This is a genomic window from Marispirochaeta aestuarii (genome assembly GCF_002087085.1).
Classification (GTDB): Bacteria; Spirochaetota; Spirochaetia; order JC444; family Marispirochaetaceae; genus Marispirochaeta; species Marispirochaeta aestuarii.
The window spans coordinates 128,499-151,134 of the sequence record NZ_MWQY01000003.1 but is presented as its reverse complement, the minus strand read 5'-3'; the positions used below and the strand labels follow the sequence as shown (position 1 = coordinate 151,134).

24 protein-coding genes are annotated in these 22,636 nt (G+C 50.2%); 16 read left to right on the top strand and 8 right to left on the bottom strand.

The window, feature by feature from the left end:
• Positions 1 to 49: 49 nt before the first annotated feature.
• From B4O97_RS03720 to B4O97_RS03700, 5 genes are all read left to right on the top strand, one after another.
• A complete protein-coding gene (locus B4O97_RS03720; RefSeq protein ID WP_083048457.1) occupies positions 50 to 1,477 on the top strand; it encodes a lyase family protein in 1,428 nt (475 codons plus the stop codon).
• On the top strand, positions 1,478 to 2,917 hold the full coding sequence (gene guaB / locus B4O97_RS03715) for an IMP dehydrogenase (RefSeq protein ID WP_083048455.1): 1,440 nt from the start codon (positions 1,478 to 1,480) through the stop codon (positions 2,915 to 2,917). It abuts the gene before it with no gap.
• Positions 2,918 to 2,925: 8 nt separating this feature from the next.
• Positions 2,926 to 4,155, top strand: a complete 1,230-nt coding sequence (gene purA / locus B4O97_RS03710; RefSeq protein ID WP_083048452.1) for an adenylosuccinate synthase — start codon at positions 2,926 to 2,928, stop codon at positions 4,153 to 4,155.
• Positions 4,140 to 5,687 carry a glutamine-hydrolyzing GMP synthase gene (guaA, locus tag B4O97_RS03705; protein WP_083048450.1) on the top strand — a complete coding sequence of 516 codons (1,548 nt, stop codon included), beginning with the start codon at positions 4,140 to 4,142 and terminating at the stop codon, positions 5,685 to 5,687. The genes purA and guaA overlap by 16 nt, the downstream gene beginning before the upstream one ends.
• Positions 5,688 to 5,767: 80 nt before the next feature.
• The gene (locus B4O97_RS03700) at positions 5,768 to 8,152 is read left to right on the top strand and encodes a hypothetical protein (RefSeq protein ID WP_083048448.1); all 2,385 of its coding nucleotides are present in this window, start codon (positions 5,768 to 5,770) and stop codon (positions 8,150 to 8,152) included.
• Between the two features lies 1 nt (position 8,153).
• On the opposite strand, the gene B4O97_RS03695 is transcribed toward B4O97_RS03700, so the two are convergent.
• Both B4O97_RS03695 and B4O97_RS03690 read right to left on the bottom strand, forming a co-directional pair.
• Positions 8,154 to 9,152, bottom strand: a complete 999-nt coding sequence (locus tag B4O97_RS03695; RefSeq protein WP_083048446.1) for an aldo/keto reductase — start codon at positions 9,150 to 9,152, stop codon at positions 8,154 to 8,156.
• A 36-nt stretch (positions 9,153 to 9,188) separates the two neighbouring features.
• Positions 9,189 to 10,154 (bottom strand): calcium/sodium antiporter, encoded by a 966-nt coding sequence (locus B4O97_RS03690; RefSeq protein ID WP_083048444.1) that lies wholly within the window; start codon positions 10,152 to 10,154, stop codon positions 9,189 to 9,191.
• Positions 10,155 to 10,436: 282 nt separating this feature from the next.
• Here B4O97_RS03690 and B4O97_RS03685 point away from each other — a divergent pair, with 282 nt between their 5' ends.
• The 3 genes from B4O97_RS03685 (at position 10,437) to B4O97_RS03675 (ending at position 12,621) form a co-directional block, all read left to right on the top strand.
• Positions 10,437 to 11,489 (top strand): mechanosensitive ion channel family protein, encoded by a 1,053-nt coding sequence (locus B4O97_RS03685; RefSeq protein ID WP_096348838.1) that lies wholly within the window; start codon positions 10,437 to 10,439, stop codon positions 11,487 to 11,489.
• A 68-nt stretch (positions 11,490 to 11,557) separates the two neighbouring features.
• Complete coding sequence (locus tag B4O97_RS03680; protein WP_083048440.1) at positions 11,558 to 12,385, top strand: GGDEF domain-containing protein; 828 nt, start codon at positions 11,558 to 11,560, stop codon at positions 12,383 to 12,385.
• A 2-nt stretch (positions 12,386 to 12,387) separates the two neighbouring features.
• Complete coding sequence (locus B4O97_RS03675; protein WP_158084138.1) at positions 12,388 to 12,621, top strand: GGDEF domain-containing protein; 234 nt, start codon at positions 12,388 to 12,390, stop codon at positions 12,619 to 12,621.
• A 7-nt stretch (positions 12,622 to 12,628) separates the two neighbouring features.
• Here B4O97_RS03675 and B4O97_RS03670 read toward each other — a convergent pair whose 3' ends face one another.
• From B4O97_RS03670 to B4O97_RS03655, 4 genes are all read right to left on the bottom strand, one after another.
• Positions 12,629 to 13,675 carry a zinc-dependent alcohol dehydrogenase gene (locus tag B4O97_RS03670; RefSeq protein WP_083048436.1) on the bottom strand — a complete coding sequence of 349 codons (1,047 nt, stop codon included), beginning with the start codon at positions 13,673 to 13,675 and terminating at the stop codon, positions 12,629 to 12,631.
• Between the two features lie 310 nt (positions 13,676 to 13,985).
• On the bottom strand, positions 13,986 to 16,055 hold the full coding sequence (locus tag B4O97_RS03665; RefSeq protein ID WP_158084137.1) for a glycosyltransferase: 2,070 nt from the start codon (positions 16,053 to 16,055) through the stop codon (positions 13,986 to 13,988).
• A 136-nt stretch (positions 16,056 to 16,191) separates the two neighbouring features.
• Positions 16,192 to 17,265 carry a lysylphosphatidylglycerol synthase transmembrane domain-containing protein gene (locus tag B4O97_RS03660; protein ID WP_083048432.1) on the bottom strand — a complete coding sequence of 358 codons (1,074 nt, stop codon included), beginning with the start codon at positions 17,263 to 17,265 and terminating at the stop codon, positions 16,192 to 16,194.
• A 47-nt stretch (positions 17,266 to 17,312) separates the two neighbouring features.
• Entirely contained in the window at positions 17,313 to 18,002 is a 690-nt protein-coding gene (locus tag B4O97_RS03655; RefSeq protein WP_083048430.1) for a lysophospholipid acyltransferase family protein, read from the bottom strand.
• A 564-nt stretch (positions 18,003 to 18,566) separates the two neighbouring features.
• Between B4O97_RS03655 and B4O97_RS03650 the strand changes: the two genes are divergently transcribed.
• On the top strand, positions 18,567 to 18,794 hold the full coding sequence (locus B4O97_RS03650) for a hypothetical protein (protein WP_083048428.1): 228 nt from the start codon (positions 18,567 to 18,569) through the stop codon (positions 18,792 to 18,794).
• A gap of 10 nt (positions 18,795 to 18,804) precedes the next feature.
• Positions 18,805 to 19,074, top strand: a complete 270-nt coding sequence (locus B4O97_RS03645) for a hypothetical protein (RefSeq protein WP_083048426.1) — start codon at positions 18,805 to 18,807, stop codon at positions 19,072 to 19,074.
• Positions 19,075 to 19,133: 59 nt separating this feature from the next.
• On the opposite strand, the gene B4O97_RS03640 is transcribed toward B4O97_RS03645, so the two are convergent.
• Positions 19,134 to 19,808 carry a hypothetical protein gene (locus B4O97_RS03640; protein ID WP_083048424.1) on the bottom strand — a complete coding sequence of 225 codons (675 nt, stop codon included), beginning with the start codon at positions 19,806 to 19,808 and terminating at the stop codon, positions 19,134 to 19,136.
• Positions 19,809 to 19,840: 32 nt separating this feature from the next.
• A complete protein-coding gene (locus B4O97_RS03635) occupies positions 19,841 to 20,347 on the bottom strand; it encodes a helix-turn-helix domain-containing protein (protein WP_233142891.1) in 507 nt (168 codons plus the stop codon).
• Positions 20,348 to 20,470: 123 nt separating this feature from the next.
• On the opposite strand from B4O97_RS03635, the gene B4O97_RS03630 reads away from it, so the two are divergent.
• From B4O97_RS03630 to B4O97_RS03610, 6 genes are read left to right on the top strand one after another with little or no spacing between them, the layout of a single operon-like run.
• Positions 20,471 to 21,085 (top strand): phage antirepressor KilAC domain-containing protein, encoded by a 615-nt coding sequence (locus B4O97_RS03630; protein ID WP_083048422.1) that lies wholly within the window; start codon positions 20,471 to 20,473, stop codon positions 21,083 to 21,085.
• Complete coding sequence (locus tag B4O97_RS03625) at positions 21,082 to 21,267, top strand: hypothetical protein (protein WP_083048420.1); 186 nt, start codon at positions 21,082 to 21,084, stop codon at positions 21,265 to 21,267. The genes B4O97_RS03630 and B4O97_RS03625 overlap by 4 nt, the downstream gene beginning before the upstream one ends.
• On the top strand, positions 21,264 to 21,389 hold the full coding sequence (locus B4O97_RS19740) for a hypothetical protein (RefSeq protein WP_269844541.1): 126 nt from the start codon (positions 21,264 to 21,266) through the stop codon (positions 21,387 to 21,389). The genes B4O97_RS03625 and B4O97_RS19740 overlap by 4 nt, the downstream gene beginning before the upstream one ends.
• Positions 21,374 to 21,742 carry a hypothetical protein gene (locus tag B4O97_RS03620; RefSeq protein ID WP_143305520.1) on the top strand — a complete coding sequence of 123 codons (369 nt, stop codon included), beginning with the start codon at positions 21,374 to 21,376 and terminating at the stop codon, positions 21,740 to 21,742. The genes B4O97_RS19740 and B4O97_RS03620 overlap by 16 nt, the downstream gene beginning before the upstream one ends.
• Positions 21,723 to 22,013, top strand: a complete 291-nt coding sequence (locus B4O97_RS03615) for a hypothetical protein (protein ID WP_143305518.1) — start codon at positions 21,723 to 21,725, stop codon at positions 22,011 to 22,013. The genes B4O97_RS03620 and B4O97_RS03615 overlap by 20 nt, the downstream gene beginning before the upstream one ends.
• A gap of 1 nt (position 22,014) precedes the next feature.
• Positions 22,015 to 22,377, top strand: a complete 363-nt coding sequence (locus B4O97_RS03610) for a DUF1064 domain-containing protein (RefSeq protein ID WP_083048414.1) — start codon at positions 22,015 to 22,017, stop codon at positions 22,375 to 22,377.
• The last annotated feature ends 259 nt before the right edge of the window (positions 22,378 to 22,636 follow it).

Sequence of the window (22,636 nt, the reverse complement as noted above, 5' to 3'; positions counted from 1 at the left end):
GCACTACCCGGGCTTTGACAAATGGCCTCTTTTTACGGCATAGTAGCGTATGGAAGAGAGAAGCATTTTTCACTGTCTGTCCCCCCTGGACCATCGTTATTATCTGGCAAATCGGAACCTGTTCGATCAGCTAACCGGCTATCTGAGCGAAGAGGCTTCAATTCAGTACTGTATCAAGGTAGAAATCGCCCTCCTTAAGAGCCATGTAAACCTGAGCATGAAAGGACGCCCGGATCTGCTGTCCGCCCTCGATTCTGTGGAGGCGTCTGTGAGTCCCTCAGAGGTCTACGAGGAAGAGGAGAAAACCCAGCATAATATCCGAGCCCTGGTAAATGTACTCAAGCGCAAGGTCCCTGAGGAAACCGCTCCCTATGTACACCTTGGCGCCACTTCGGTGGATATCCTGGATACTGCCCAGTCAATGCGCATGAGGGACGCTGTCAGGAATGTGATAATTCCAACCTTGCTCAAGGTTGAGGAGGAACTGGTCCGTCTCTGCCGGGACAATGCCGAAGTACCTCAGGTGGGCCGGACCCACGGGCAGCATGCCGTACCCATTACCTTCGGTTTTGCCATGGCTGAGTATGCTTCCCGGCTTGGAAAATCGATTATCCAGATCAACCGGCTTGCAGGAGATCTCCGGGGCAAAATCGCCGGGGCGGTGGGGTCCTATAATTCAACAGCCCTGCTGACCTCCGATCCCGAGGGCTTTGAGGCGGAAATCCTCGAATCCCTGGGTTTAAAACCCTCGGAAACCGCGACCCAGATGGTGGAGCCCGAGTATCTGCTCAGACTTCTCCTGGAGATTAATGTGGCCTTCGGAATTCTCGCGAATCTTGCCGACGATCTCCGGCACCTCCAGCGCTCCGAAATCAACGAGGTCCGGGAGCTGTTCAAGAGCGAGCAGGTCGGATCTTCCACCATGCCCCAGAAAAGGAATCCCTGGAACTCTGAACACGTAAAGAGTCTGTGGAAGGCCTTTGCTCCCCGGGTCATGACCTTTTTTATGGATCAGATATCTGAACATCAGCGGGATCTGAGCAATTCCGCCTCCATGCGTTTTATCGCGGATTACCTCGCCGGATTCGCCGCTGCCGCTGCCCGGAGCCTCAAGGTTCTCAAAAGCCTCCACGTCAATGCAGCCCAGATGATGAAGAATATCCACTCCTCCGGAGATCTGGTCCTCGCGGAAGCCGCCTATATTCTGCTCGCCGCGGCGGGGGAGTCTGAGGCCCACGAGATCATAAAACAGCTTACCCTGCGCTGCGAGAAGGAAGGAATCAGCCTGGCCACCGCCATTAAGGATAACAGCGCAGTCAGCGAACTGGTCTCCCGGTCCCTTAAGGCAGTCGGACTGCCCGAGGCGGAGCTGTTTTTTGCCCGCCAGGAGCAGTACCGTGGTGCAGCGGTCAAGAAGGCCAGGGAGATAGCCGACCGCTACGAAGGTATACAGGATTTTTTGAAGGAGGATAAATAGATGGAGTTTCGTGAATCCCTGAGTTATGACGATGTTCTTCTTATCCCTGCCTACGCGGATTTTCTGCCCGGTGAAGCATCGGTTAGAACCCGTCTGTGCCGGGACATTTATTTAAAAGCCCCCATAATCTCCGCCGCAATGGACACGGTAACGGAAATGGAGATGGCCATAGCCATGGCCCTGAACGGGGGGGCCGGTGTTATCCACCGTAATCTGAGCCCTGAGGATCAGGCTGCCCACGTGGGAAGCGTCAAGCGTTACCTGAACTGGGTTATCGACAATCCCATTACCGTTGATCCCGATGATTCAATTGCCGAGGTTAAGCGAAAAACCATCAGCAATCGGGTATCCGGACTTCCTGTTGTCGACAAGGAGGGATATCTGAAGGGGATTATCACCAGCCGGGATCTGCGTTTCTGCCGGGACGACAGCCGCAGGGTAAAGGAGATCATGACCGTTGATCCCGTGGTTGAAATCGGGGATCCCACCCACGAAAGCGCCCAGGAGAAGTTCGATACCCACAAGATCGAAAAACTCCCGGTGGTGGATAAAAAAGGAAAACTTACTGGACTTGTAACGGTAAAGGACATAGAAAAGCATCAGGATTACCCCAATGCCGCGGTAGACTCCCGGGGCAGACTGATTGTCGGGGCCGCCGTATCTCCCAACGACTGGCGGGTACGGATGCCTCTGCTGCAGGCTGCCAATGTGGATTTTGTCGTCCTTGATACCGCCCATGGAGACAGCAAGAGTGTTATCGACGCGGTACGGGACATCAAAGCGAACTTCAGTCCGGCAGTTATCGGCGGAAACGTGGCTACCCCGGAAGGAACCCGGCGTCTTATAGATGCAGGGGCCGACGCGGTCAAAGTCGGTGTCGGTCCGGGTTCAATCTGTACTACCCGGATTGTCGCCGGCATAGGAGTTCCCCAGTTTACCGCTGTTCTCGAATGCGCCCGGGAAGCGGAGAAATCCGGTATACCCGTGGTGGCCGACGGGGGTATCAAGTTTTCCGGTGATATAACCAAAGCGATCTGTGCAGGAGCCGGTACCGTGATGATCGGGAACCTATTCGCCGGATTGAAGGAGGCCCCGGGTCGGGAGATTATCTACGACGGGCGTATGTTCAAGGAGTACCGCGGAATGGGGAGTCTCTCTTCGATTCAGCAGGGTTCCGGAGACAGATATCAGATGAAGGAAGGAGAGGCTCCGGTTCCCGAAGGAATCGAGGGAAAGGTCCCCTACAAGGGAGAACTGAAAAACTTTTTTCACCAGCTGGTGACCGGCCTTAAAAAGGGAATGGGCTACTGCGGCTGCAGGACCATCGATCAATTGCGTTTATACAGGAATTTTGTTAAGATCTCCAGCGCCGGGCTTCAGGAGAGTCATGCTCATGATGTTTCCATTACGCAGGAAGCCCCCAACTATTCACGTAATTAGGGGAAATAATGAATCTGGTTGTAATTGGTGCTCAATGGGGTGACGAAGGAAAGGGAAAACTCGTCGATTACATGGCAGGGAATGCCCAGGTAGTGGTCCGCTTTTCCGGCGGCGCCAACGCGGGACACACCATAGTAATCGGGGATACCACGTACAAACTGCATCTGATTCCTTCCGGTGTTATCAGCAAAGACAAGATTGCCGTCCTGGGATCGGGCATGGTAATAGATCCCGAGGCTCTTTTCAGTGAACTGGAGATGATCGAATCCCAGGGAGTCGACTGGGAAGGCAGGGTCCTTATCTCCGATCGGGCCCATCTTGTTCTTCCACGATACAAGACAATGGATCTGGAGATGGAAAAGGACCGGCGCCTGCCCATCGGAACAACCGGACGGGGTATCGGCGTGGCCTACGCCGAGAAGGCCCAGAGGGAAGGGGTCCGGGCGGGGGATTTGTGGGATTCCCGGGTATGGAACAGCCTGCTTCCCGGCGACCGGGAATTTCTGGAGCCCTTCAGAAAACGCCTCGAGGGAATGGTTATCAACCTGGCCGCCTTCATGGCAAAACACAAAAAATCCAATATCCTCTTTGAAGGGGCTCAGGGCATCCTCCTGGATCTGGATACCGGGACTTATCCTTTTGTCTCTTCAGGGTACTCCAATGCCGCCGGTGCCGCCCTTGGGGGGGGGATCGGACCCCGAAATCTGGATAAAATCCTCGGAGTTTTCAAGGCCTATTCCACCCGGGTGGGGAATGGTCCCTTTCCCAGCGAGTTTGCCCCGGAAGAGCATGGCGGCCTTATCGATCTTGTCCGTGAAACCGGGCGGGAATACGGCGTCACCACCGGCCGTCCCCGGCGCTGCGGTTACCTTGATCTGGTTGCTCTGAAATACGCATGCCGTACAAACTCCATCGATGCCCTGGTTCTGACCCATCTGGATGTTTATGACACCCTGAAGACGGTTACCCTCTGCACCGCCTACGAAATCGACGGGAAAAAGGTAACTGATTTTCCAAGCCGAATCGAGGACCTGGAGAAGGCGGTACCTGTTACCAAAGACTTTCCAGGCTGGCAGCAGAATCTGGGAGATATCAAGGAGTACCAGGACCTTCCCTGGGAGGCCCGGGAGTATATCCGCTTCATTGAAGAGTATACCGAAACCCCGGTAACCATCGTCTCCGTGGGTTATGAAAGGACCCAGACCATCCTGCGTGAGGACCCATGGATTCGATCCTGATTCTTGATTTCGGTAGCCAGACGACCCAGCTGATCGCCCGGCGAATACGGGAGATCGGTGTCTATACGGATATAGTCCCCGGAGATACCCCGGCGTCGGAGCTGCCCCTGGATGGTGTTAAGGGCCTGATTTTTTCCGGCAGCCCCTTCTCCGTCTACGAAAAGGATGCTCCGGGGGTTGACGTAAAGATCTACTCCCTCGGGCTTCCTGTTCTTGGAATATGCTACGGTTTTCAGCGGATGACCGAGGACCACGGCGGAAAGGTCTCTCCCCTGGAAAAGCGGGAGTTCGGCCGGTCACGGATCGAGTACCGTCGTTCAGCCCCCCTGTTCAAAAACATTCCCGATGGGTTTACCTCCTGGATGAGCCACGGCGACAGCATAGAGAAGCCCGGGGAAGACTTCGAGCTGATCGCCCAGTCGGAGCACCATATTGCAGCGGCCTGGAACAGGGATAAGCAGCTTTACGGCATCCAGTTTCACCCGGAGGTGAGCCACTGCGAGTATGGAGTTGAAATCCTGCGCAACTATGTTCTGGAGATCTGCGGCGCCGATGCAGCCTGGTCCATGGAAGCCTACCTTGAACAGGTCTCCGCTGAGATCAGAAAGCGGGTAGGAAAGGAGCGTGTCCTTTTGCTGATCTCCGGTGGGGTTGATTCCACCGTAGTGGGCGGCCTGCTGCTTCAGGCTCTGCCTCATGAACAGGTCTACCTTATGTACATCGATACCGGTCTCATGCGAAAGGACGAATCGGTGGAGGTCGAACGGACCTTGCGTTCCCTGGGTGCAAAGAATCTCTCCATCATCCATGCGGAGGATGAGTTTCTCTCCGCCCTGGCGGGAATTGACGATCCTGAGGAAAAGCGGCGCATTATCGGAGACCTGTTTATTACCGTGCAGGCCCGGGAGGTGGAAAAGCTCTCCATCGGGGATGCCTTCCTGGCCCAGGGGACCCTCTATACCGATATGATCGAATCCGGCAAAGGCGTCGGTAAGAAGGCCAAGGTAATCAAGTCTCACCACAATGTGCGCTCGCCTCTGGTCGAGGCCAAGCGCGAAGCAGGACGCATTATTGAACCCCTGGACAGGCTGTACAAGGATGAGGTCCGGCGCCTGGGCACTACCCTGGGCATAGGCGACCAGATTATCAGGCGCCATCCCTTTCCCGGTCCGGGTCTTGCTGTCCGGATCCTCGGCGAAATAACACCGGAGAAATGTGCAATCCTGCGGGAAGCCGATTCCATCTTCATGGATGAGTTGAAAAAGCGCGGTCTCTACGACGAGATCTGGCAGGCTTTCAGTGTTCTGCTCCCCGTTCGGTCCGTGGGGGTAACCGGCGACGCTCGGGAGTACGGGTATGTGCTTGCCCTGAGGGCGATTATCAGTCGGGATGGAATGACCGCCGATGTCTATCCCTTTGAATCGAAGGACCTGCTGGAGATATCAAGCCTTATAACCAATTCTGTCCGCGAGATCGGCAGGGTGGTGTATGATATTTCGTCGAAACCTCCGGCAACAATCGAATGGGAATAGAAGTATAACCTGCGACAGAGTGCACAAAGCGGAATAAAAGCTGCTTAGTAAAGACAGCAAAGTGCGTTTATAATGGAGGGGTGATTTACGGACCTCCATGCTTTTTCTTTCGCCCTCTCTGTCTCGTACTGATAATCCTCCTGACCCTGGGCTGTATTTTGCTGAACGCTGCCGATCCGGTTCAGGACTGGGTCGGCGGATGGTCTATGCTGGATGCCACCGGTGCCAGGCTGTCTCCCAGGTTTCTGTTTCTGCCATATTCCAGTTCATCCGTTCCCTATTATGTGCATGGGCGCCTGGCTTTGAAGGGATTTGAGATGCTTCGGCTGGAAATTTTTTCCGAAACCGACACGCTGCTGGAAATCTCCATAAACGACAGTGAAGAGCGGACGTACCGGGCCGTCCGGAGAATCAGCGGTCAGGTCGTCAATATTCTCAGTCTGAAGCCCTCCGATTTTCTCTCCGATCCCGCACAGTCCTACAGGCTCAAGCCTTTGCACCCCGAGGATGCCGGAACGAGCATAAGCGTTTATGATGCCGGAACCTCCCACGCCTTTATTCCCCGCCGCAATCGCCTGGTGATTCATGAACTGAGTATTCAGCTTCCGGAATTCCCGGTTCACAGGGGAATCCTGCGGGTACGGAATGATCTGGAACTGAAAAATCCCTGGATGATTGACGGCGATATTATCGTGGAACCGGGCGCCTCATTGCGTATACTGAACACGGACCTCCGGATAACGGGCAGAATTATCTCCTTTGACGGTGAGATCCTGATTGATAATTCCCGCCTGGATTTTTTGCAGACCCGACCCGGGGAGCACGGGATTGTCATCAATGGAAAAAGTCAGATCTCCGTACATTCCTCGCAGCTGGTTTCGGTTTTCCCTCTGGATGTAGGTCTCTCCGGGGAGTCAGGGTTGCATATGAAGGAAACCAGAGCACACGGCACTTTTCGATACAACGCTGAGGATTCAAGTTCCATACTGATCGAGGATTGCAGAAATATCGGTGAGATCCGTTACAACCAGGATGCCGCCGTAGAACTGCATGATTCCGAAAACGTACTTATATGGCTGAACGGAACCTCCGATCTTCGTGAGACCTGGTCTCTTCCTTTTTTCTCCAGAGTGAGAAGCTGGAACGGAGACGGACTTTTTCCAGTGGAAATAAAAAACTGCAGCTCAGTGCGCTGGGGGTTGAGACTCTATAAAGGGGTCGGCGGTCGGCTTTCCAGGGGACGTCTTCAGGGGCTCGAACTCGTGCTGCGGGACGGAGAAGAGGGAGATTTTAACGGTGTTCGAAATTCGAAGGCCCCGCCTTCAGGTTTGCTGGGGGAAGAGGGTTATGACATAAGTTTCGGAGGAGGGGTAAAATTCGGGCACTGGAATTTTGTGGCCGAGAACGGTTCGTCTCTGGTACTGAGAAACTCTCTCTTTTCGACGGCAGATATTACCGGGCGGAATGCCACCATGACCATCATAAACAGCGAAACCAGCGGTGATGATGGCCTTATATCGGTCAGTCTGGGCAGCTCGTGTTTTATTCAGCGTTCAACTGTGAATGTACCTCTTGCGGTCTCCTTTAGCGGCATGGTTCGAGCTTTTGACTCCAGAATCAACGGTCAGGGTATAGTGGAAAACGGCGGTTTTCTTGTCATGCGGCGGGTTGAATCGGGTAACCCGGTGCAAAAACGCCCCGGGGGCAGGATATCCGGGTCCGCCGAGGCTCCGGGAACCTTTTCTCCGGTCGCCGAGGATGTTATTCCCGCACCGGTATTGTCCCGGGTCGAGGTGGGTGGAATCGGAAATTTTCTGCCCAGGATCAGCGGATTTGAGGAGTATGAAAATACCATTGTACCCCATTTTGAGGTGGAAATTCTCCGGCGTTTTTATGTTCGCTTTCCGGAATTTGAATATGTTGCCCTCAGAAGGGGAAGCCCCTCATTTTCTTCTTTCTCGTTCAAGATAGCGGCACTGTTTGAAAGAGAGAAACCTGGAGAACCTGAGGAGGAGGAAAAATCAGATGTCTTTTACCTTCCCTTGGCTTTCGAGACAGGATTACGCGGTCGTTCCCGACTTTTCGGCCCGGTCTGGGCTGCAGCCGAGATTGCAGCAGATCCGTCGACACGGATCTATTCCGGATTTCGTTTCTATGCTGAGCTTTCGGCCCTGAGAGAAATTCCTGTTCTGGGGGTGGAGTCACGTTTGTATACTGGAATCCAGCTTACGGATCCCGGCTATATCGAAGACCTCTATTATTTGCCTGATATGCAGAAAACCGGTCTTCTGGTGGAAAAGTTCAGTTATGGCGGCAATATCTCCCGCAGTATCGGAGAAAACTGGCTGGTGAGTTTGAGCTGCCAGGTGGAGGACTACGTCGGACCAGCCGCGGAGTCACCGCTTTTTACCGGTGACTCCTTTGACTGGAGAGCCATACTGGCTCTGATATATCGAATGCGATGAGCTATTTGTTTCTGAACAAATATTTATCGTCCACTGTCTCCTCAAGCCGGTCATGAGCCGGGGGCGGTCCGGGAAAGATTGAGCTTATCTCATCCCTCATTTCCGGGGTAAGGCTGTAGTCGGCGGCTGCCAGGGAATATTGAAGCTGATCGGTATTCCGGGCGCCGATAATCGGAGCAGTCAGGGCGGGGTGTGACTTGACCCAGGCGATCATCAGGGTGACCGGATCAACGCCGTGGTTCCTGGCGTAGGCGGCAAACTCCGCTGCAGCAAGATGAAACTCCTCACGTCCGTAGCGCTGCACATACATTTCCTGTTCCGCAAAACGCCCGCTCTTCGGTTTTTCTCCTGGTTTGTACTTTCCCGACAAGAGTCCGCCCGCCAGGGGACTGTAGGAGATTACCGCCATATTTTCGGCGGCTGCCAGGGGCAGGATTTCGGTTTCAGCCTGGCGTTTCAGCAGGTTGTACATGGGCTGGATGCATTCGAAGCGGTTCCAGCCGTAGTGGAACGAAAGTCCCAACGCCTTTGATATCTGCCATGCCGCCCAGTTGCTGACTCCCAGGTATAATACTTTACCCTGCCGCACGAGGTCGTCCATGGCCCTCAGTACTTCTTCAATGTGAGTGTAGGGATCGAAATTATGTACGAAATAGAGATCAATGTAATCGGTTTTCAGGCGTTTCAGACTCTTTTCAACTTCCAGAACCGCATTACGTCTGGATGATCCAATGGCGTTTATATCGGGGCCGGTTCGCACGGTATATTTGCTGGTTATAATGATGTTTTCCCGTTCAGGGTGTATCAAATCCCCCAGGATTTCTTCTGATGCGCCTTTGTTGTAGGAATTCGCGCAATCAAAGAAATTGACCCCCGCATCACGGCAGGCCGCGTACATTCCGGCGGACTCTTCCCGGTCCGCTATTCCGCCGAAAGACATTGTGCCGAAACAGAGGGATGATACCATCACTCCGGTGCGTCCAAAAACTCTGTACTCCATCTGCTGCTCCTGATTATAAGTCTTGAGTAATCCTTTTCAGCTTACTCCTCTGATAAGTATATATACATATACACAATATACGCAAAGGAGTATTCCACCTTCCACGCGGTTAATACGTCCGTGGCGCCGGTATCCGTAGCCGAGCAGAAAAATGGAGACAGTCAGTATCCCCATCAGGAGCATATCCCTGAACAGCAGCTCCGGATTGCCGTGTAAAGGCCGGATACTGCCTGCGATTCCCACCACGGCCAGAGTGTTGAATATATTGGATCCGATAATATTGCCCAGAGCAATATCGTGCTCCTTTTTTATAGCCGCCACAAGAGATGAGGCGAGTTCGGGCAGCGAGGTACCCACCGCAACGATCGTGAGGCCGATAACAAGGTCGGAAATACCCAGGGCCTCAGCTATGCGCACGGCGCCCCATACCAGTATTCTTGAACTGAAGATCAGAAGAATCAGACCGGCGAAAAGCCAGAAAAGGGCACGCCTGACCGGCATGGAATGTACATCCATTTCCCGGGAAATCTCCGTTCCCAGAGGATCGGCGTCAGCTGCTGTACCCTGACGCAGGGTCCAGACAATAACCAGCAAGAATACAGCGAGAAGTACCAGAGCGTTGCTCCGGCTGATGGTCAGATCGGAAATCAGGAAGATCACAAGACCGGTTACCAGAGTCAGCAGCGGAAGTTCCCGGCGGAGGACCCTGGAGTGGACGCTGATGGGACTGATTACGGAGCTGAGTCCCAGGATCAGCGCGATATTAGCAATGTTTGAACCAAAGGCGTTTCCCAGGGCTATACCGGCGTTATTCTGCAAGGATGCCATGGCGGAAACCAGCATCTCCGGTGCTGATGTGCCGAAACCGACAATAATCATGCCGATCATGAGTGAGGACATGCCGAAATGCCGTGCGGTGCCTGCGGCCCCTTCCACGAAACGGTCGGCACTCCAGAAGAGAAGTACAGCACCGGCAAGGATTGCACTGATCGCTGTTGTCATGTGGTTTCTCCCGGAAAAAGAAGATGTCTCATTGTATCATACCAGGGGCTAAGTTGTTCCATCCTCTTCTGAATACACACGGACCGGGCCATTTCCCCATGTATTTTCATAATGGAGTTGTATAAGCCTGCGGATGCTGAAGAAAGACAAATACGGAAGATGCTTCGGACGAATGGAGTCCGCGAAGTATACCTTTATTCAGTTGCGATCAGCCCTTCCATTCTGTATACTGTAAGTATGTTTGATCAGTTAAAAGAATTTTCTTTTCTTGGTAATCCACTTATGGTCTATGTTCAGGCCCTCATAATTCTTGTCTGCGGTTTATTCATTGTCTCCATAGTGCACATATTTATCGGACGTCGGCTTAAGCGACGCTGTGAAGCCGGGGCAGAGGGAAACCGCTGGTGGATTGTGCGCACAGGATTTAAAAAGATCCTTGTGCCCCTCCTGTACATTGTCGTAATACGTCTCTCTGTTGCAGGATTTGCCGTAAATGAAACAGTGAACAGATTTTTTCAGGGGTTCATCTCGGCTGTTATTGCCGTTCTCGCAGTCCGGGCCACAGTCTTTTTACTCGAGACGTCCTTACGAAAATATGCACAGAAAACCGGACACGAGGAGGATGAGAAGAGAATCAAACCCCTCTTGTCTTTTGTTTCCTTTATCCTCTGGATCAGCGCCTTCATATTTCTTCTTGATAATCTGGGTTTCAATATATCCACCCTGGTTGCAGGGCTGGGGGTTTCCGGTATTGCCGTTGCCATAGCGGCCCAGGGAATTCTCGGGGATCTGTTCAATTATTTTGTCATTTTCTTTGACCGTCCCTTTGAGCTGGGGGATTTTGTCATCTTTGACGACAAAATGGGGGTAATTGAAAAGATCGGGATAAAAACAACCCGGGTTCGCACCCTTTCGGGGGAACAGTTAATCGTATCCAATTCGAACCTGGTTAATTCAAGGCTTCATAACTATAAGAGGATGGAACGCAGAAGAATTGTTTTCAGGATCGGGGTTGTATATCAGACGACTGCGGCTCAGCTTGCACAGATCACTGAGATTATCAAAGGGATAATCGAGGGTATCGAAGGCGCCCAGTTCGACAGGTCCCATTTTCAGGGATTCGGTGATTTCGCTCTTACCTTTGAAACCGTCTATTACGTATTGAGTCCCGATTACCTGGTCTATATGGATGTTCAGCAGAGAATAAATATGGAGCTCTTTAAAATTTTCGAAGAAAAAGGCATTGAATTTGCCTATCCCACCCAGACACTGTATCTGCGGTCCCAGGGTGTGGAAAGCCCTCAGCATGGGATCGATGCTGAAAAGGAGTCGTGAACACTACCGGATGGTTCTTAACGGACAATATTGACCCGTAGAGGAGCGACTTGAGATTGAACCAGAGAATGATGATTAAACATTTATCCCCGGAAGTATTTCCTTCCCGGTCTCTGTTCCGCTTTTATCTGGTTACGGAATACCTGTTTATCTTCTGTCTGCTTGCTCATCTCCTGTTATTGATGCTCTTTCTTGGTCTCGGAGTGTATCCAATGGCCATGTTTAATGGTCTGAGTCTGGCAGTTTTTTCTTTCTGTCTTTTTCTTACCAAACGGGGTTATCATTATAGCGCTTTTTTTCTCGGCACCACCGAGATCATTGTCCATTCATTCCTCAGTGCGCTGTTCCTGGGGCTTGGACCGGGTTTTCATCTCTTTATCCTGACCCTGGGACCATGTATGTTCCTTCTTCCCTTTACCAGCGACCTGGGAAAATGGCTGCTCATGCTTGGTACAATAATTGCTTTTACTGCCCTTAGGTTTTTTTTCGCTGACTACAGCGCCCCATACGTACTTTCAATTGACCTGGAGAATCTCTTTTTCACCATCAATATTATCGTTGTGGTTTTCTCGCTCTCCCTGCTCTCCTATTATTTTTCCAGGGCTTCCTGGGCTGCGGAAACCTACATCAGTCATCTCAGCCAGGTGGACCCTCTTACCGGCTGTCTGAATCGAAGGGGAATGGAAGAAGTCCTTGCCAATGAAAGAGTTCATAATTCCATATCCAACGCGAGTCTCGGGTTATTGATGTGCGACATTGACGACTTTAAAAAAGTGAACGACAGCTATGGCCACTCCTTTGGTGATCAGGTGTTGAAGGAGACAGTTCTTCGTATGAGTACGGCGCTGCGATTGACCGATCAAATCGGGAGATGGGGTGGGGAGGAAAATTCCTGATCATGCTTCCGGGTACGGATATCAACGGCGCGGAACGTGCTGCTGACAAGGTTTTAAAAGGTATTACGGAATCACCCTATGAAATAGAAGGTAAATCCCTGTATTTGTCGATTACAATAGGAGTCTCGGTATTAAACAATACCGAGACTCTCCAGAACTGTATTAAAAGGGCGGACGAGGCCATGTATACCGGCAAGCTTGGAGGAAAAAACAGGGTTGTTGCCAGGAACAGATAATCCTGTTTCAGCCGCCGTGAGTCAGGACGATCTTGAGTACCTTCTTCTGCTCCATCAGATCACAGGCCTGGTTAATGTTTTCCAGGGTCATTACATCGCTTATGAGGGGGCGGATTGCGATTTTTCCGCTCCTGTACAGGTCAAGCACCGCAAGATAGTCTTCCATGGCGAAACCCTGAAGCCCCTTGATCTGCTTTTCGTCCCGTACAACGTTCCAGGGCTCAAAACAGACCGATTTTCCACTGAAACCGCTGCCGCCCATCAGAAAAAGGCTCCCCGGAGCGGTCATCCTGATTGCGGATGTGACAGCCTCCACGTTTCCTGTTGCTTCTATGGTCCGGTCTGCTCCCATGCCCGCTGTCATGGCTTTAACCGTTTCTACGGCGTCGCTCCGGTCAGCATAGATTATATCCGTGGCGCCGAGCTCTTTGGCCAGTTCCAGGCGCGACTCGTCCTGGCTGAGTCCGATAACCGCCAGGCGCTCAGCTCCTGCTGCCCGGGCAGCCTGAAGAATAAAGAGCCCGAAGGGGCCGGGGCCGATTACCGCAACGAAACTTCCAGGCTCCAGAGGATTCACCCGAAAAGCCCGGACAGCGGTGGTCAGAGGTTCCAGAACGGCTGCCTCTATATCGGGAATATACTCCGGAACCGGAAACAGAATATCTTCAGCTACGCAGACATATTCAGCGAAACTCCCGGGGGAGTCGATTCCCACATGGTCCCAGTGCTGGCAGCGGTTGTACATGCCTTTGAGACAGGCCCGGCATTTTCCGCATCCCTTGATTGCGCTGGTAACGACCCTGTCTCCCCGGGACAGCTTCCGTACCCTGGCACCGGTCTCCACGACTTCACCGCAGAACTCATGCCCAGGGATTATGGGGATCTGCACTTTCCCGTGCCGCCCGATAAAGCTGTTGTTTCGGATTGCCACATCGGTACCGCAGATTCCCATGCTTTTTACCTTGACCAGAACCTCATCGGGTCCTGGTTCGGGATCGGGAAAGTCGTGGATATAGAATTTCTTTTCTTCATTCTTTTTAACCGCTGCTTTCATCGTATTCTCTCCCCCTGCAGGCAGGATAGTCCTGCTGCCTCTCTGGTGACTTTTGTCAGAGGTCAGACAACATCAGGATATCATTATGTAAAGAAAAAAGCCAGATTGTTTTTATGGTGTATGAAAACATGGAAATATGGTTTCGATCCGTCGTTAAACAGCAGGGTCTTGAAAGAGGGATAAGAGTTCTCTTCAGAAAACAGGCCTGTATTTACAATGCTCTTAGACAGACCTCATCCCATACAGTCTCAAAGGACGGATGCTCTGTATGCCGGTTCCTGCCGTTTTTTGTCGGCTCACTGACAGGCATTCATAGATTCTGCGACTTGTTGAGAATAAGCACATGCCGGTAAAGCCTGGTAATTTTCTCCGTGATCTTTTCGACTTCATAGGCTGCTGCATAGCGCCGACTGTTATCGGAAAGGGTTTTAAGCAGTTCCCGGTCATTCAGCAGATTCGACACCGTTTTGGCCCAGCTGTCGGTACTCTCCGCCGTTTTAAAACCGTTGTACCCATCTTCTACCACGTCATGGACTCCACTTGCCCGTACAGCCACAACTGGACACCCTCCCGCCATAGCTTCAACAAGAACCATTCCCTGGGTTTCCGATGTTGAGGCGAAAACAAAAAGATCAGACGCAAGATAGTGTCGAATGACATCCTCCGGGGTGAGACTGCCGATGAACCTGATAATCTTCTGCATTCCTGTGGACCGAACCTTTTCGGTCAGACGGGTTTTCTCTGGTCCGTCCCCGACCAGCAGGCATTTGAAGGGAGTGCCGGTCAGTTTCCTTACCTTTGATACGGCATCGATCAGAAAATCCAGATTCTTTTCCTTTGCCAGCCTGGAGACACTGATTAAAAGGAGTTCGTTTTTTTCCGCATACTGTTTTCTCAAGTTCAGGATCTGTCCGGGGAGCCAGCGTTTGTAGTCTTCAAGAATGATGCCCGTTGGTATGGTTTCGATCAGAGCACTGACTCCGAGATTCCTGAGATACTCTTCAGTGGATGATGTGGGAGTTATGATGGCATCGCATTTATTGGCAAAATGCTTGATAAGAAAATGCGCTGCCAGGTTTTTAATCGGCGTACCGGGAAGAGGAATATAATGGGTGTATCGTTCAAGTCGTGTATGGTAGGTGAAGACAACCGGGATCCCCTGTTTTCTGGCAAGACGTAATCCCTTTTTTCCAAGCCAGTATGGATGGTGAATGTGTACCAGATCACAGTCGAAGACCCTGAACTCCTTTTCGATCTTCCGTGAAAAAATATTGACTATCGGCACATTGAAGCTTCGGGGGGTAAATATGGCGGGACAACGAATGATACTGTCGCTGTCCGGATCATGCCATGGCTGCTTGAAAGCCGGGGCGAAAATTTTCACCGTAACGCCAAGGCGTCGCAGACCGCGGAACAGACGATTAATTGAAAGAGGAACACCGCCGACGAAGGGCAGGTAGTTGTTGGTGAACATCGCCACCTTGAGAGACGCGATGTCGAGTTCGGCTTCTCCAATACTGAAATCCCTGTACAGATGTTCCTGCCGAAGTATCAGGGAGTAGATTTCAAGGATGAACAGCCCGACAATGCTTATAATCAGAATCATGTTGAAAAGACTCATATATAAAAAAGAGTGAAGATAGAGTTTTACTGTTTCCAGGTTTTCCAGGTAAAAAGGCATTCGTCCGCTGGCTCTGATGTTTCTGGCTACGACTCCATCTTCAGAAATTTCAATTTTTACAAACTGGTACTGTTCTTCCTTTTCCAGCAGCAGTCCTCCGCCTCCACCGGAGACAATATAGCGTACACCGTTTTTTACTGTCTCGTTGAACGAGGGATATCCGTTTGAAATGACGGCGGTAATGTCATGCTTCGAGAATATCCCCTGCAGCATCGAGCTTGTATTCTCATCGAGCATGAAACGTTGGCCCTTCTGTTCAGCCCCCGGGAAAGGCAGCAGTGAACGGCTGAGGAACACGAATCTGTATTGAAACGATTCTGCTTTTTCCAGTTCATCCTGAAGCCATTTATACTGCCATTTCCAGGAAGTCATGCCGCTGGCGTCGAGAAAGATGAAATACGCAGTATCGATATGAAAAGAGAAAAAGAAGGGTCCAAAATGCCGATAAAAATTTTTCGAACCAAAATCTTCAACCTCGTTTTTACCAGGTGCAAGAATGTATGGAATCCCGAGTTTACGCAGCCCTCGATACAGCAGCCGATATTTTCCCTCTGCACCGTCATATACAGCGTTTCCCGAGGAGATCATGAAATCGACTTCAGTTTCTTTCATGAGGGGAACGATACGCTGCTCGAAAATCCTCATGGAATTACGAATATTTCCGACAACGGCAAAGGAAAGGGATGTTTTACCCCTCATCTCGTTTCCAATTTTTTCTATGTTGTATGCATTGAGGGATTCGTAATCCTTTTCATAAATAAAAAGATAAATTCTGTAAGCGATGAAAATAAAAAGTAAGGAAAGGAGAAAAAACAGACAAAGCTTTAAACGAACTTTACGTCTCATGCTTCTTTTCTTTTTCTCCACGGTAGAGTTCCAGGTAAATTATGAGTATCCCGATAAAAACGCCGATGTAGATGGTAAGAAAGCGCCATAAAAGGGTGAGCATTGTTATATCGTTTTGTCGCACCAGCTGTGCAAACAGGAGCCCGTAGCCGCCTTCCGCTATACCGGCAGCACCGGGGGTCGGAGCAAAATACATGAAAAAAGTCACCACCACCTGGAATGCCAGGATGGTCAAGGCCGGAATCGAATAGCCGAGAATCCGGATTAGAACAATGGAAAAGGAGAACAGCAGCAGCAGAAACAGTGCCGTAAAAAGTACGGACAGGGCTGCCCATCCCGGGCTCCCTTGAAAGAAACGTATGAATCCTCCGGAGAAGGAACGGAGTTCCCGGGAGATTTTGACAAATGCTGATCTGAAACGTTTCCGCGAAAGAATTTTCACTGTATGAAGGCCGTAAAGGACATGGAATATCAGGAATTTAATCAAGCGGATTCTGAACAGAACGACCCAGAAGAACGCAAGGTAGAGGCAGGATATTACGGTAATGGCATAGAGGATGTTGGGATGGAAGAACATGGAGAATTCCTGCGGTTCAAACCAGATTATTATCGGTGTCAGGATAAACAGCACGAGGGCCGCAAGCAGGGTTCTTATGGAGGTGGCGGCAGTCGCTTCTCCTGCAGGCATTCCTTTCCGGCACATGAAAAAGACCTGCATAAATCCACCCCCGATGGCGAGGGGGGTAACGTTGGAGATGAAAATATTTACGAATACCAGGCGCAGAATATAGGCAAAGGAGATACGGAATCCGACGGCACGAATTACGCTGTACAGCCGGAGTCCGTCCATAAGAAAGTAGAGGACAAGAAGCACAAAAAGACCGGCGAAAACAGGAAGGGAAAAGAACTCTTCCGGAATCCTGATTGTTCCTCCGGAAAAAAAACGGTGTACAAAATAGAGGGTTACAAGGGATATGGCAAAAAAAAGCGCCGTCAATCCCAGATAGCCGCTGATTCTCTTTGATACGCCTGCAGGAGTTTTTCCTGATTCACCTTTGATCATAATGATCCTTTACATCAATCATACTCTGCTGCCTTTTGCCTTACAAGCTATCCAGCCGGTTTGCGATTCCTCCGGTATCCGGAAGAGACGATTTCTTCCGCCTGTGCTTCCAGCAGCTGGAGTGTTTCTCCTGTATGGGCGGCGGTTTGACGAATCCGTTCCTTTCCGCCGCCTGAGGGTATTTCGAAGGCTTCGCCGAAAACCAGGGCGATTCGTGCACAGGGGAGAGGGATTTCCAGTTTATCCCAGCGCTTTTTAAGGACAATTTTACTGCTGCAGGCTACGGCCACGGGCAGCAGCCTGAGATTGAGGTGGGCAGCCAGATAAATCAGCCCTGCTTTTACCTGATGCCGGGGGCCCAACGGACCGTCTGCGGCTGTTCCCGCAGCCCTGCTGTCGGATAAGATCCTCCGCATCTGATCAAAGGCTTCCCGGCTCGGCCTGTCCGAGAGCAGCGCGCTTTGATATCCGAAGTTCAGGCACACCTCTGCAATTACACTGCCGCGTTCTGATCTGCTGCTGATAACCGCGGCTTTATACCCCTCAAGGATCGGGAAAACGGGAGCATAATTACCGTGCCAGAAAAATAGAAGAAAAGGCGTATTCTCCTTGTATAGATTGTCCAGTACTTCTTTATTGATTATTGAGATCCGCCAGCTTCTGCGCAGTAATCGCAGTAATTCTGCCAGGAGGAAACCCTTCAGCCTGGTAAATCTGGAACTTTTTTCGTTATCCATATAACCGCATTATATGTATTTCCTTCTCTTCGATTCCGCCTCGCTGATTCCTGCGGATACCGATTCCTGTACAGTATATATTGAATATGCATATACCGCAAAATAATCCACGGGAACCGATAATAGAAATCCGATTACCGATCTCCCCCGTGATGGAGCTTTCGGAGCAAGATCGCTTGGCTGGGGCGTACGGTTATTGTTTACAGGAGAAATTCTGACTGCCTGGCGGCTTACACGCAGGAATGTGCCCGGTACCATGATTATCCGGGTGCTGCAGGAATAAAAAAACCCGCCGGAAGGCGGGTTTTCTGGAGGTGGCGGGAGTCGAACCTACCTTCACGCTACCAATATGGGTACATAAGGGGACATAAGGGGACATGCCACTATATATGGTGTAAAAATAATTCGTTAAAATGTATGAAAAAGTTTGTGAGCGGATTTTGACGTCATATCTGATACTTTGCCTGGGAAAAACTTTCAAAAAAAAGTGAAAAAACTTATCTTTTCTCTTGACAACCTAAGCGGTTAGGTATATACTATGCATATAAGGTAAGGGGGATTGAGATGAACAAAGAGAAATGGAACGAACTTTTCTGCGAAAACGGCGAAGGGTTTAACCCTTATGACTATGATGAGACCGGAAGGGAGCCTCTTTGGAGCAAGGTTAGCAGCAGAAGAGATAAGCTGGTACGCCTGCTTAACGGGATGAATGATAGCGACCCCAGGCGGGAATCCTATGAAGCCGAGCATGCAGAGCTCGTGAAACTGTATGAAGAGATTAAACCATTTTAAGGAGATAAAAATGGAAATAAGAATCAAGACCAAGGGCGGAAAACTGATAGAGCGGGAAGCGGAAGTTATCGACAAGATCGACAACGACGGCCGCCAGTACTCGATAGCGCTCCACGGCGGCAACGTGTACACCGTTATTGACCGTGACTATTACGGCCCGATATACGGCACACAGGCGCAGGAGATAGGTAGGAAGGGCGGATCGGCGAAAACAGAAAAGAAAGCGGCATCCTCCCGCGAGAACGGCAAGAAGGGCGGAAGGCCACGGAAGCAGAAGTGACAAAAAGGCCCCCGAAACCCGGGGGCTTTTTTTATCCCAGCGCCCTGGATATCTCTGCATTAGATATTTATATCGCTGTATATGTATGACTTACCGTTAACGTCTATCAATTCATGGCACGTTAGCATTATTGTAAGTTTGATCTTACCAGTCATAAGTATCTCGACAATATCAGTATCCCCTGTTTCAACGAAATCATAAGTATCTTCTTGCGTTTCTCCTGGATTAAGAGCCCCGCCATGTGCCTCATATACGATCGATTTGCTTGAATGTTCTTTCCCGTTGTTGTCTATTAGTGTTAAAGTTCCATAAAATTTAGATATTCTTATATCTGATATATTGTGAAATGATATATCAATAGACCAGTTGTACGGGTTTTTTATATCCCCCCAAACCTCTACGCCATTTATTCTTATTGAGTTGTTAACAATCTCATTGATCTTCTTTTTTTCATCCAATCTTTCTTTAATAATTTTTAGGATATCATTAAAAGACTTACCTTCCCATTCTTTTGGGAGCGATCCGTATTCTGTTGAAATCCCGCTGAAAGCGTTTGAGAAAGCATTTAGCTGTATTAGACCATTTACCGCATCCCAAGTCTTCTTGTCAGCATTTTTTCTTATATTCTCTACTACTTCCGTGTAATTATCTTTATTAAGAACGGTATCCATAGGATCTCTTACGCAGCCCAAAAGTGTAAAAGATATAAACACAACAAATATAATTTTCCTCATACATACCTCCATTTATTAAAACAATACCTTAATCACATTGCCGACCCTTCCGACCACCCTACTTTTTTGTTCGGGAACGAAGCCTCAAGAATTATTTGAGCCCGCTCTATCTCACTATCAGAGAGAAGATCAATAAATCGTTCGATCTTTATTCTCTGATCAGACTTACCACCAGAAGATCCAGTCACTAAATATTCAACAGAGGTACCAAGAATCTTGGCGATATCAACAGCTTGATACACGTTGGGGACTCTACCTTTTGACTTCCATCCCTTGAAGGTTGAATAGCTTATACCTGCCTTCTCTGCCAACCACTCTTGAGTAATTTTTTGTTTGCGTACTTCTATTTTTACGCGATCAAGAAAGTCCATAGCCTTTATATCGGAAAATATACCCCAAATGGATACTTTTTTTCTTGACAAGGTATCCAAGAGGATATATTCTGATGATATGAAAGAATCCAAACGGAAACCAGACGGAAGATACAAGGCGTCTGTTCCCTTCACCACTGAAGAAAAAGAACGATTTAACGCATTCATAAGGGCAACCGGGAGAAAGGCTGGACCATTCCTGCGAGTGGAAGCAATGAAACGTGTAGAAGAGTGGGAAGCAATCAAATCATAAAATACTTAGATTAATATTAAGAAATTGGAGGTATTGGAATGAAGGATGTAGCATCCAGAGGGAGCATGACGGTCAAGGAAGTAGCGATGGTGCTTGGCGTTGCACCGGAAACAGTACGAGCAAATGCCAAGTATATGTTTCCTGATATTTTTAATGTTGGAAAGACCACATACCTGAACGAAACGCAAGTAACTGCGGTCAAGAAAAGAATAGAGGGGCATCATAACCTCAAGAGTACTCTGGAGGTCTTACCAAAGACCGCCCTTGAAAAGCGTCTTATTGTCCGTCAGGCCATAAACCTACTTAATGAAGAGATAGAAGAACTGCAGGCCCAACTTGACAGAGCAAAACCAAAAATAGAGTTTTTTGATCAAGTAACCGATTCAACCGATGCAGTGGACATGGCGACAGCCGCAAAGGTTTTGCACCTCGGTGTCGGCAGGAATACACTGTTCAACTTCCTCAGAGACAACAACGTATTACAGCAGAACAACCAGCCTTATCAAAGCTTCATTGATCGTGGCTACTTCCGCACCATTGAACAGAAGTACACAAAGAACGACGGTTCAACGTCAATCAATATAAAAACAGTCGTTTATCAGAAGGGTCTCGATTTTATCCGTCGCCTTTGGAAAGAGAGGTATATAGCATGACAATCCTACCGAACCCCCGGCCGATTCACGAGCTGGCCGGAATCTTTCAATGGACAACTTTAATGCGTCAATACCGAACCGATGATCAGGTCCGGCAAATTACCGGCTTTTCACCGGCGGGAACCTTCGAGCGGTTCCTGGCCATCAACGGACAGCCGGTATTCGAGGAGGTGTTGAGATGAACATGCAACGTTACAGCAGGGCCATAAGATTGTCATTGTTCTTTTTCCAGTCCGGCAACATGAGAAGCGCCATCTATTGGCAGCGCAAAGCGGCAAAGGAGCTGGCATGTCTGACCGCATGATGGGCCAGCTTGAGGCGTTGACGGAAATCAACCAGAAGGCCGTTGAGAAGATGGAAGAGATCACCGAGGCAATCGGGCACACCGTCAGCCGGATTGAATCTGGCGCCCGGGAAGTCTCGGAGCTTCGTAGCCTTGTCGGGTTAATGCAAGACATCATCCGCGACCAGAAAACAACAACCTGGAGAACCGGCACCGAGATAGCCCGGCACTTTAGCGTCAATGTCAAAACAGTAAACCGCTGGCGCAAAGCCGGGATCATCAAAGGCTACCGGGCATCAGACAATCCGTTTTCCCGCATCCTTTACGACCTGAAAGAAACTGAGGCGGCAATCCGTGAGCGATCTATCAAGTAGCGAGCTGTACGGCACAAGGAGGCTAAAAGTGTCAAAGAAAGCAAAAGCAGAGCCCGACCTTTCCGGCGCATTGAAAGAAACCTTCCGTCTAACCGTAGGCGGCGAATGGGTAAAGGCTCACCTGATACGGAGGATAGCAAAACTGCATGGAATACCGTATGGAACGCTCTTAGATGAGGCAGTGCTTTCCATAAGCGATTCCAATCAATATGTCTGTGACCCGGCTTTCCGGGATGAGGACGACCCGCTGACTGCACCTGATGAGGGATGATATGGCAGGGCTCGGTAGGCAAGGAGAGAAATTGAAGAACAAATACCGCAACCGGAAAACAACAATCGACGGGATCACCTTCGACAGCAAAAAAGAGGCCGCCCGGTATGCGGAACTCAAGATGCTGGAAAGAGCAGGGGAAATCCAGGGGCTTAAGTTGCAGCCGAGATACGAGATTTCCAAGACCGTCAAATGGAACGGGAAAACGCTACGGGCCCGGTTTTACGTTGCAGATTTTGAGTACTGGCAAAACGGCGTGAGAACCGTCGAAGACGTGAAGGGTATGCGGACAAAAGAATACACCCTCAAGCGGCATAGATTTTTAGAGCTTTACGGCGATCAGGTAAGGTTTATCGAAACATGAAACAGCGATGTAAAAAACGTGTGGGGATTCCAGCGAGTTGGTTTAACTTCGCCACAGGAGCGGGGAAGCGGGAACTTACCTCCCTTTGTGTGAACGCACCCCAGAAGGTAGATGCGAAGGCTACCTGTCCCCATCGCCGGCGGGACCTATGAGACTGCAAACGCAGGGCGGCCCTTTCCGGGTTCAATTCCCGGAGCCGGTATAGACCATTTAGCTGTACGCGATGGTCAACACCCGTGAGTTGATCGGGGTGAATAAC

Bases quoted from the DNA above. Each gene is read 5' to 3' on its own strand.
- B4O97_RS03635 (WP_233142891.1), bottom strand. From the start codon at position 20,347: ATGAATGCGTTAAATCGTTCTTTTTCTTCAGTGGTGAAGGGAACAGAC.
- B4O97_RS03680 (WP_083048440.1), top strand. From the start codon at position 11,558: ATGATGATTAAACATTTATCCCCGGAAGTATTTCCTTCCCGGTCTCTG.
- B4O97_RS03640 (WP_083048424.1), bottom strand. From the start codon at position 19,808: ATGAGGAAAATTATATTTGTTGTGTTTATATCTTTTACACTTTTGGGC.
- B4O97_RS03665 (WP_158084137.1), bottom strand. From the start codon at position 16,055: ATGAGGGGTAAAACATCCCTTTCCTTTGCCGTTGTCGGAAATATTCGT.
- guaA (WP_083048450.1), top strand. From the start codon at position 4,140: ATGGATTCGATCCTGATTCTTGATTTCGGTAGCCAGACGACCCAGCTG.
- B4O97_RS03655 (WP_083048430.1), bottom strand. From the start codon at position 18,002: ATGGATAACGAAAAAAGTTCCAGATTTACCAGGCTGAAGGGTTTCCTC.
- B4O97_RS03685 (WP_096348838.1), top strand. From the start codon at position 10,437: ATGGTCTATGTTCAGGCCCTCATAATTCTTGTCTGCGGTTTATTCATT.
- B4O97_RS03620 (WP_143305520.1), top strand. From the start codon at position 21,374: ATGTCTGACCGCATGATGGGCCAGCTTGAGGCGTTGACGGAAATCAAC.
- B4O97_RS03650 (WP_083048428.1), top strand. From the start codon at position 18,567: ATGAACAAAGAGAAATGGAACGAACTTTTCTGCGAAAACGGCGAAGGG.
- B4O97_RS03660 (WP_083048432.1), bottom strand. From the start codon at position 17,265: ATGATCAAAGGTGAATCAGGAAAAACTCCTGCAGGCGTATCAAAGAGA.
- B4O97_RS19740 (WP_269844541.1), top strand. From the start codon at position 21,264: ATGAACATGCAACGTTACAGCAGGGCCATAAGATTGTCATTGTTCTTT.
- B4O97_RS03695 (WP_083048446.1), bottom strand. From the start codon at position 9,152: ATGGAGTACAGAGTTTTTGGACGCACCGGAGTGATGGTATCATCCCTC.
- B4O97_RS03675 (WP_158084138.1), top strand. From the start codon at position 12,388: ATGCTTCCGGGTACGGATATCAACGGCGCGGAACGTGCTGCTGACAAG.
- purA (WP_083048452.1), top strand. From the start codon at position 2,926: ATGAATCTGGTTGTAATTGGTGCTCAATGGGGTGACGAAGGAAAGGGA.
- B4O97_RS03690 (WP_083048444.1), bottom strand. From the start codon at position 10,154: ATGACAACAGCGATCAGTGCAATCCTTGCCGGTGCTGTACTTCTCTTC.
- guaB (WP_083048455.1), top strand. From the start codon at position 1,478: ATGGAGTTTCGTGAATCCCTGAGTTATGACGATGTTCTTCTTATCCCT.
- B4O97_RS03670 (WP_083048436.1), bottom strand. From the start codon at position 13,675: ATGAAAGCAGCGGTTAAAAAGAATGAAGAAAAGAAATTCTATATCCAC.
- B4O97_RS03630 (WP_083048422.1), top strand. From the start codon at position 20,471: ATGAAGGATGTAGCATCCAGAGGGAGCATGACGGTCAAGGAAGTAGCG.
- B4O97_RS03645 (WP_083048426.1), top strand. From the start codon at position 18,805: ATGGAAATAAGAATCAAGACCAAGGGCGGAAAACTGATAGAGCGGGAA.
- B4O97_RS03625 (WP_083048420.1), top strand. From the start codon at position 21,082: ATGACAATCCTACCGAACCCCCGGCCGATTCACGAGCTGGCCGGAATC.
- B4O97_RS03720 (WP_083048457.1), top strand. From the start codon at position 50: ATGGAAGAGAGAAGCATTTTTCACTGTCTGTCCCCCCTGGACCATCGT.
- B4O97_RS03610 (WP_083048414.1), top strand. From the start codon at position 22,015: ATGGCAGGGCTCGGTAGGCAAGGAGAGAAATTGAAGAACAAATACCGC.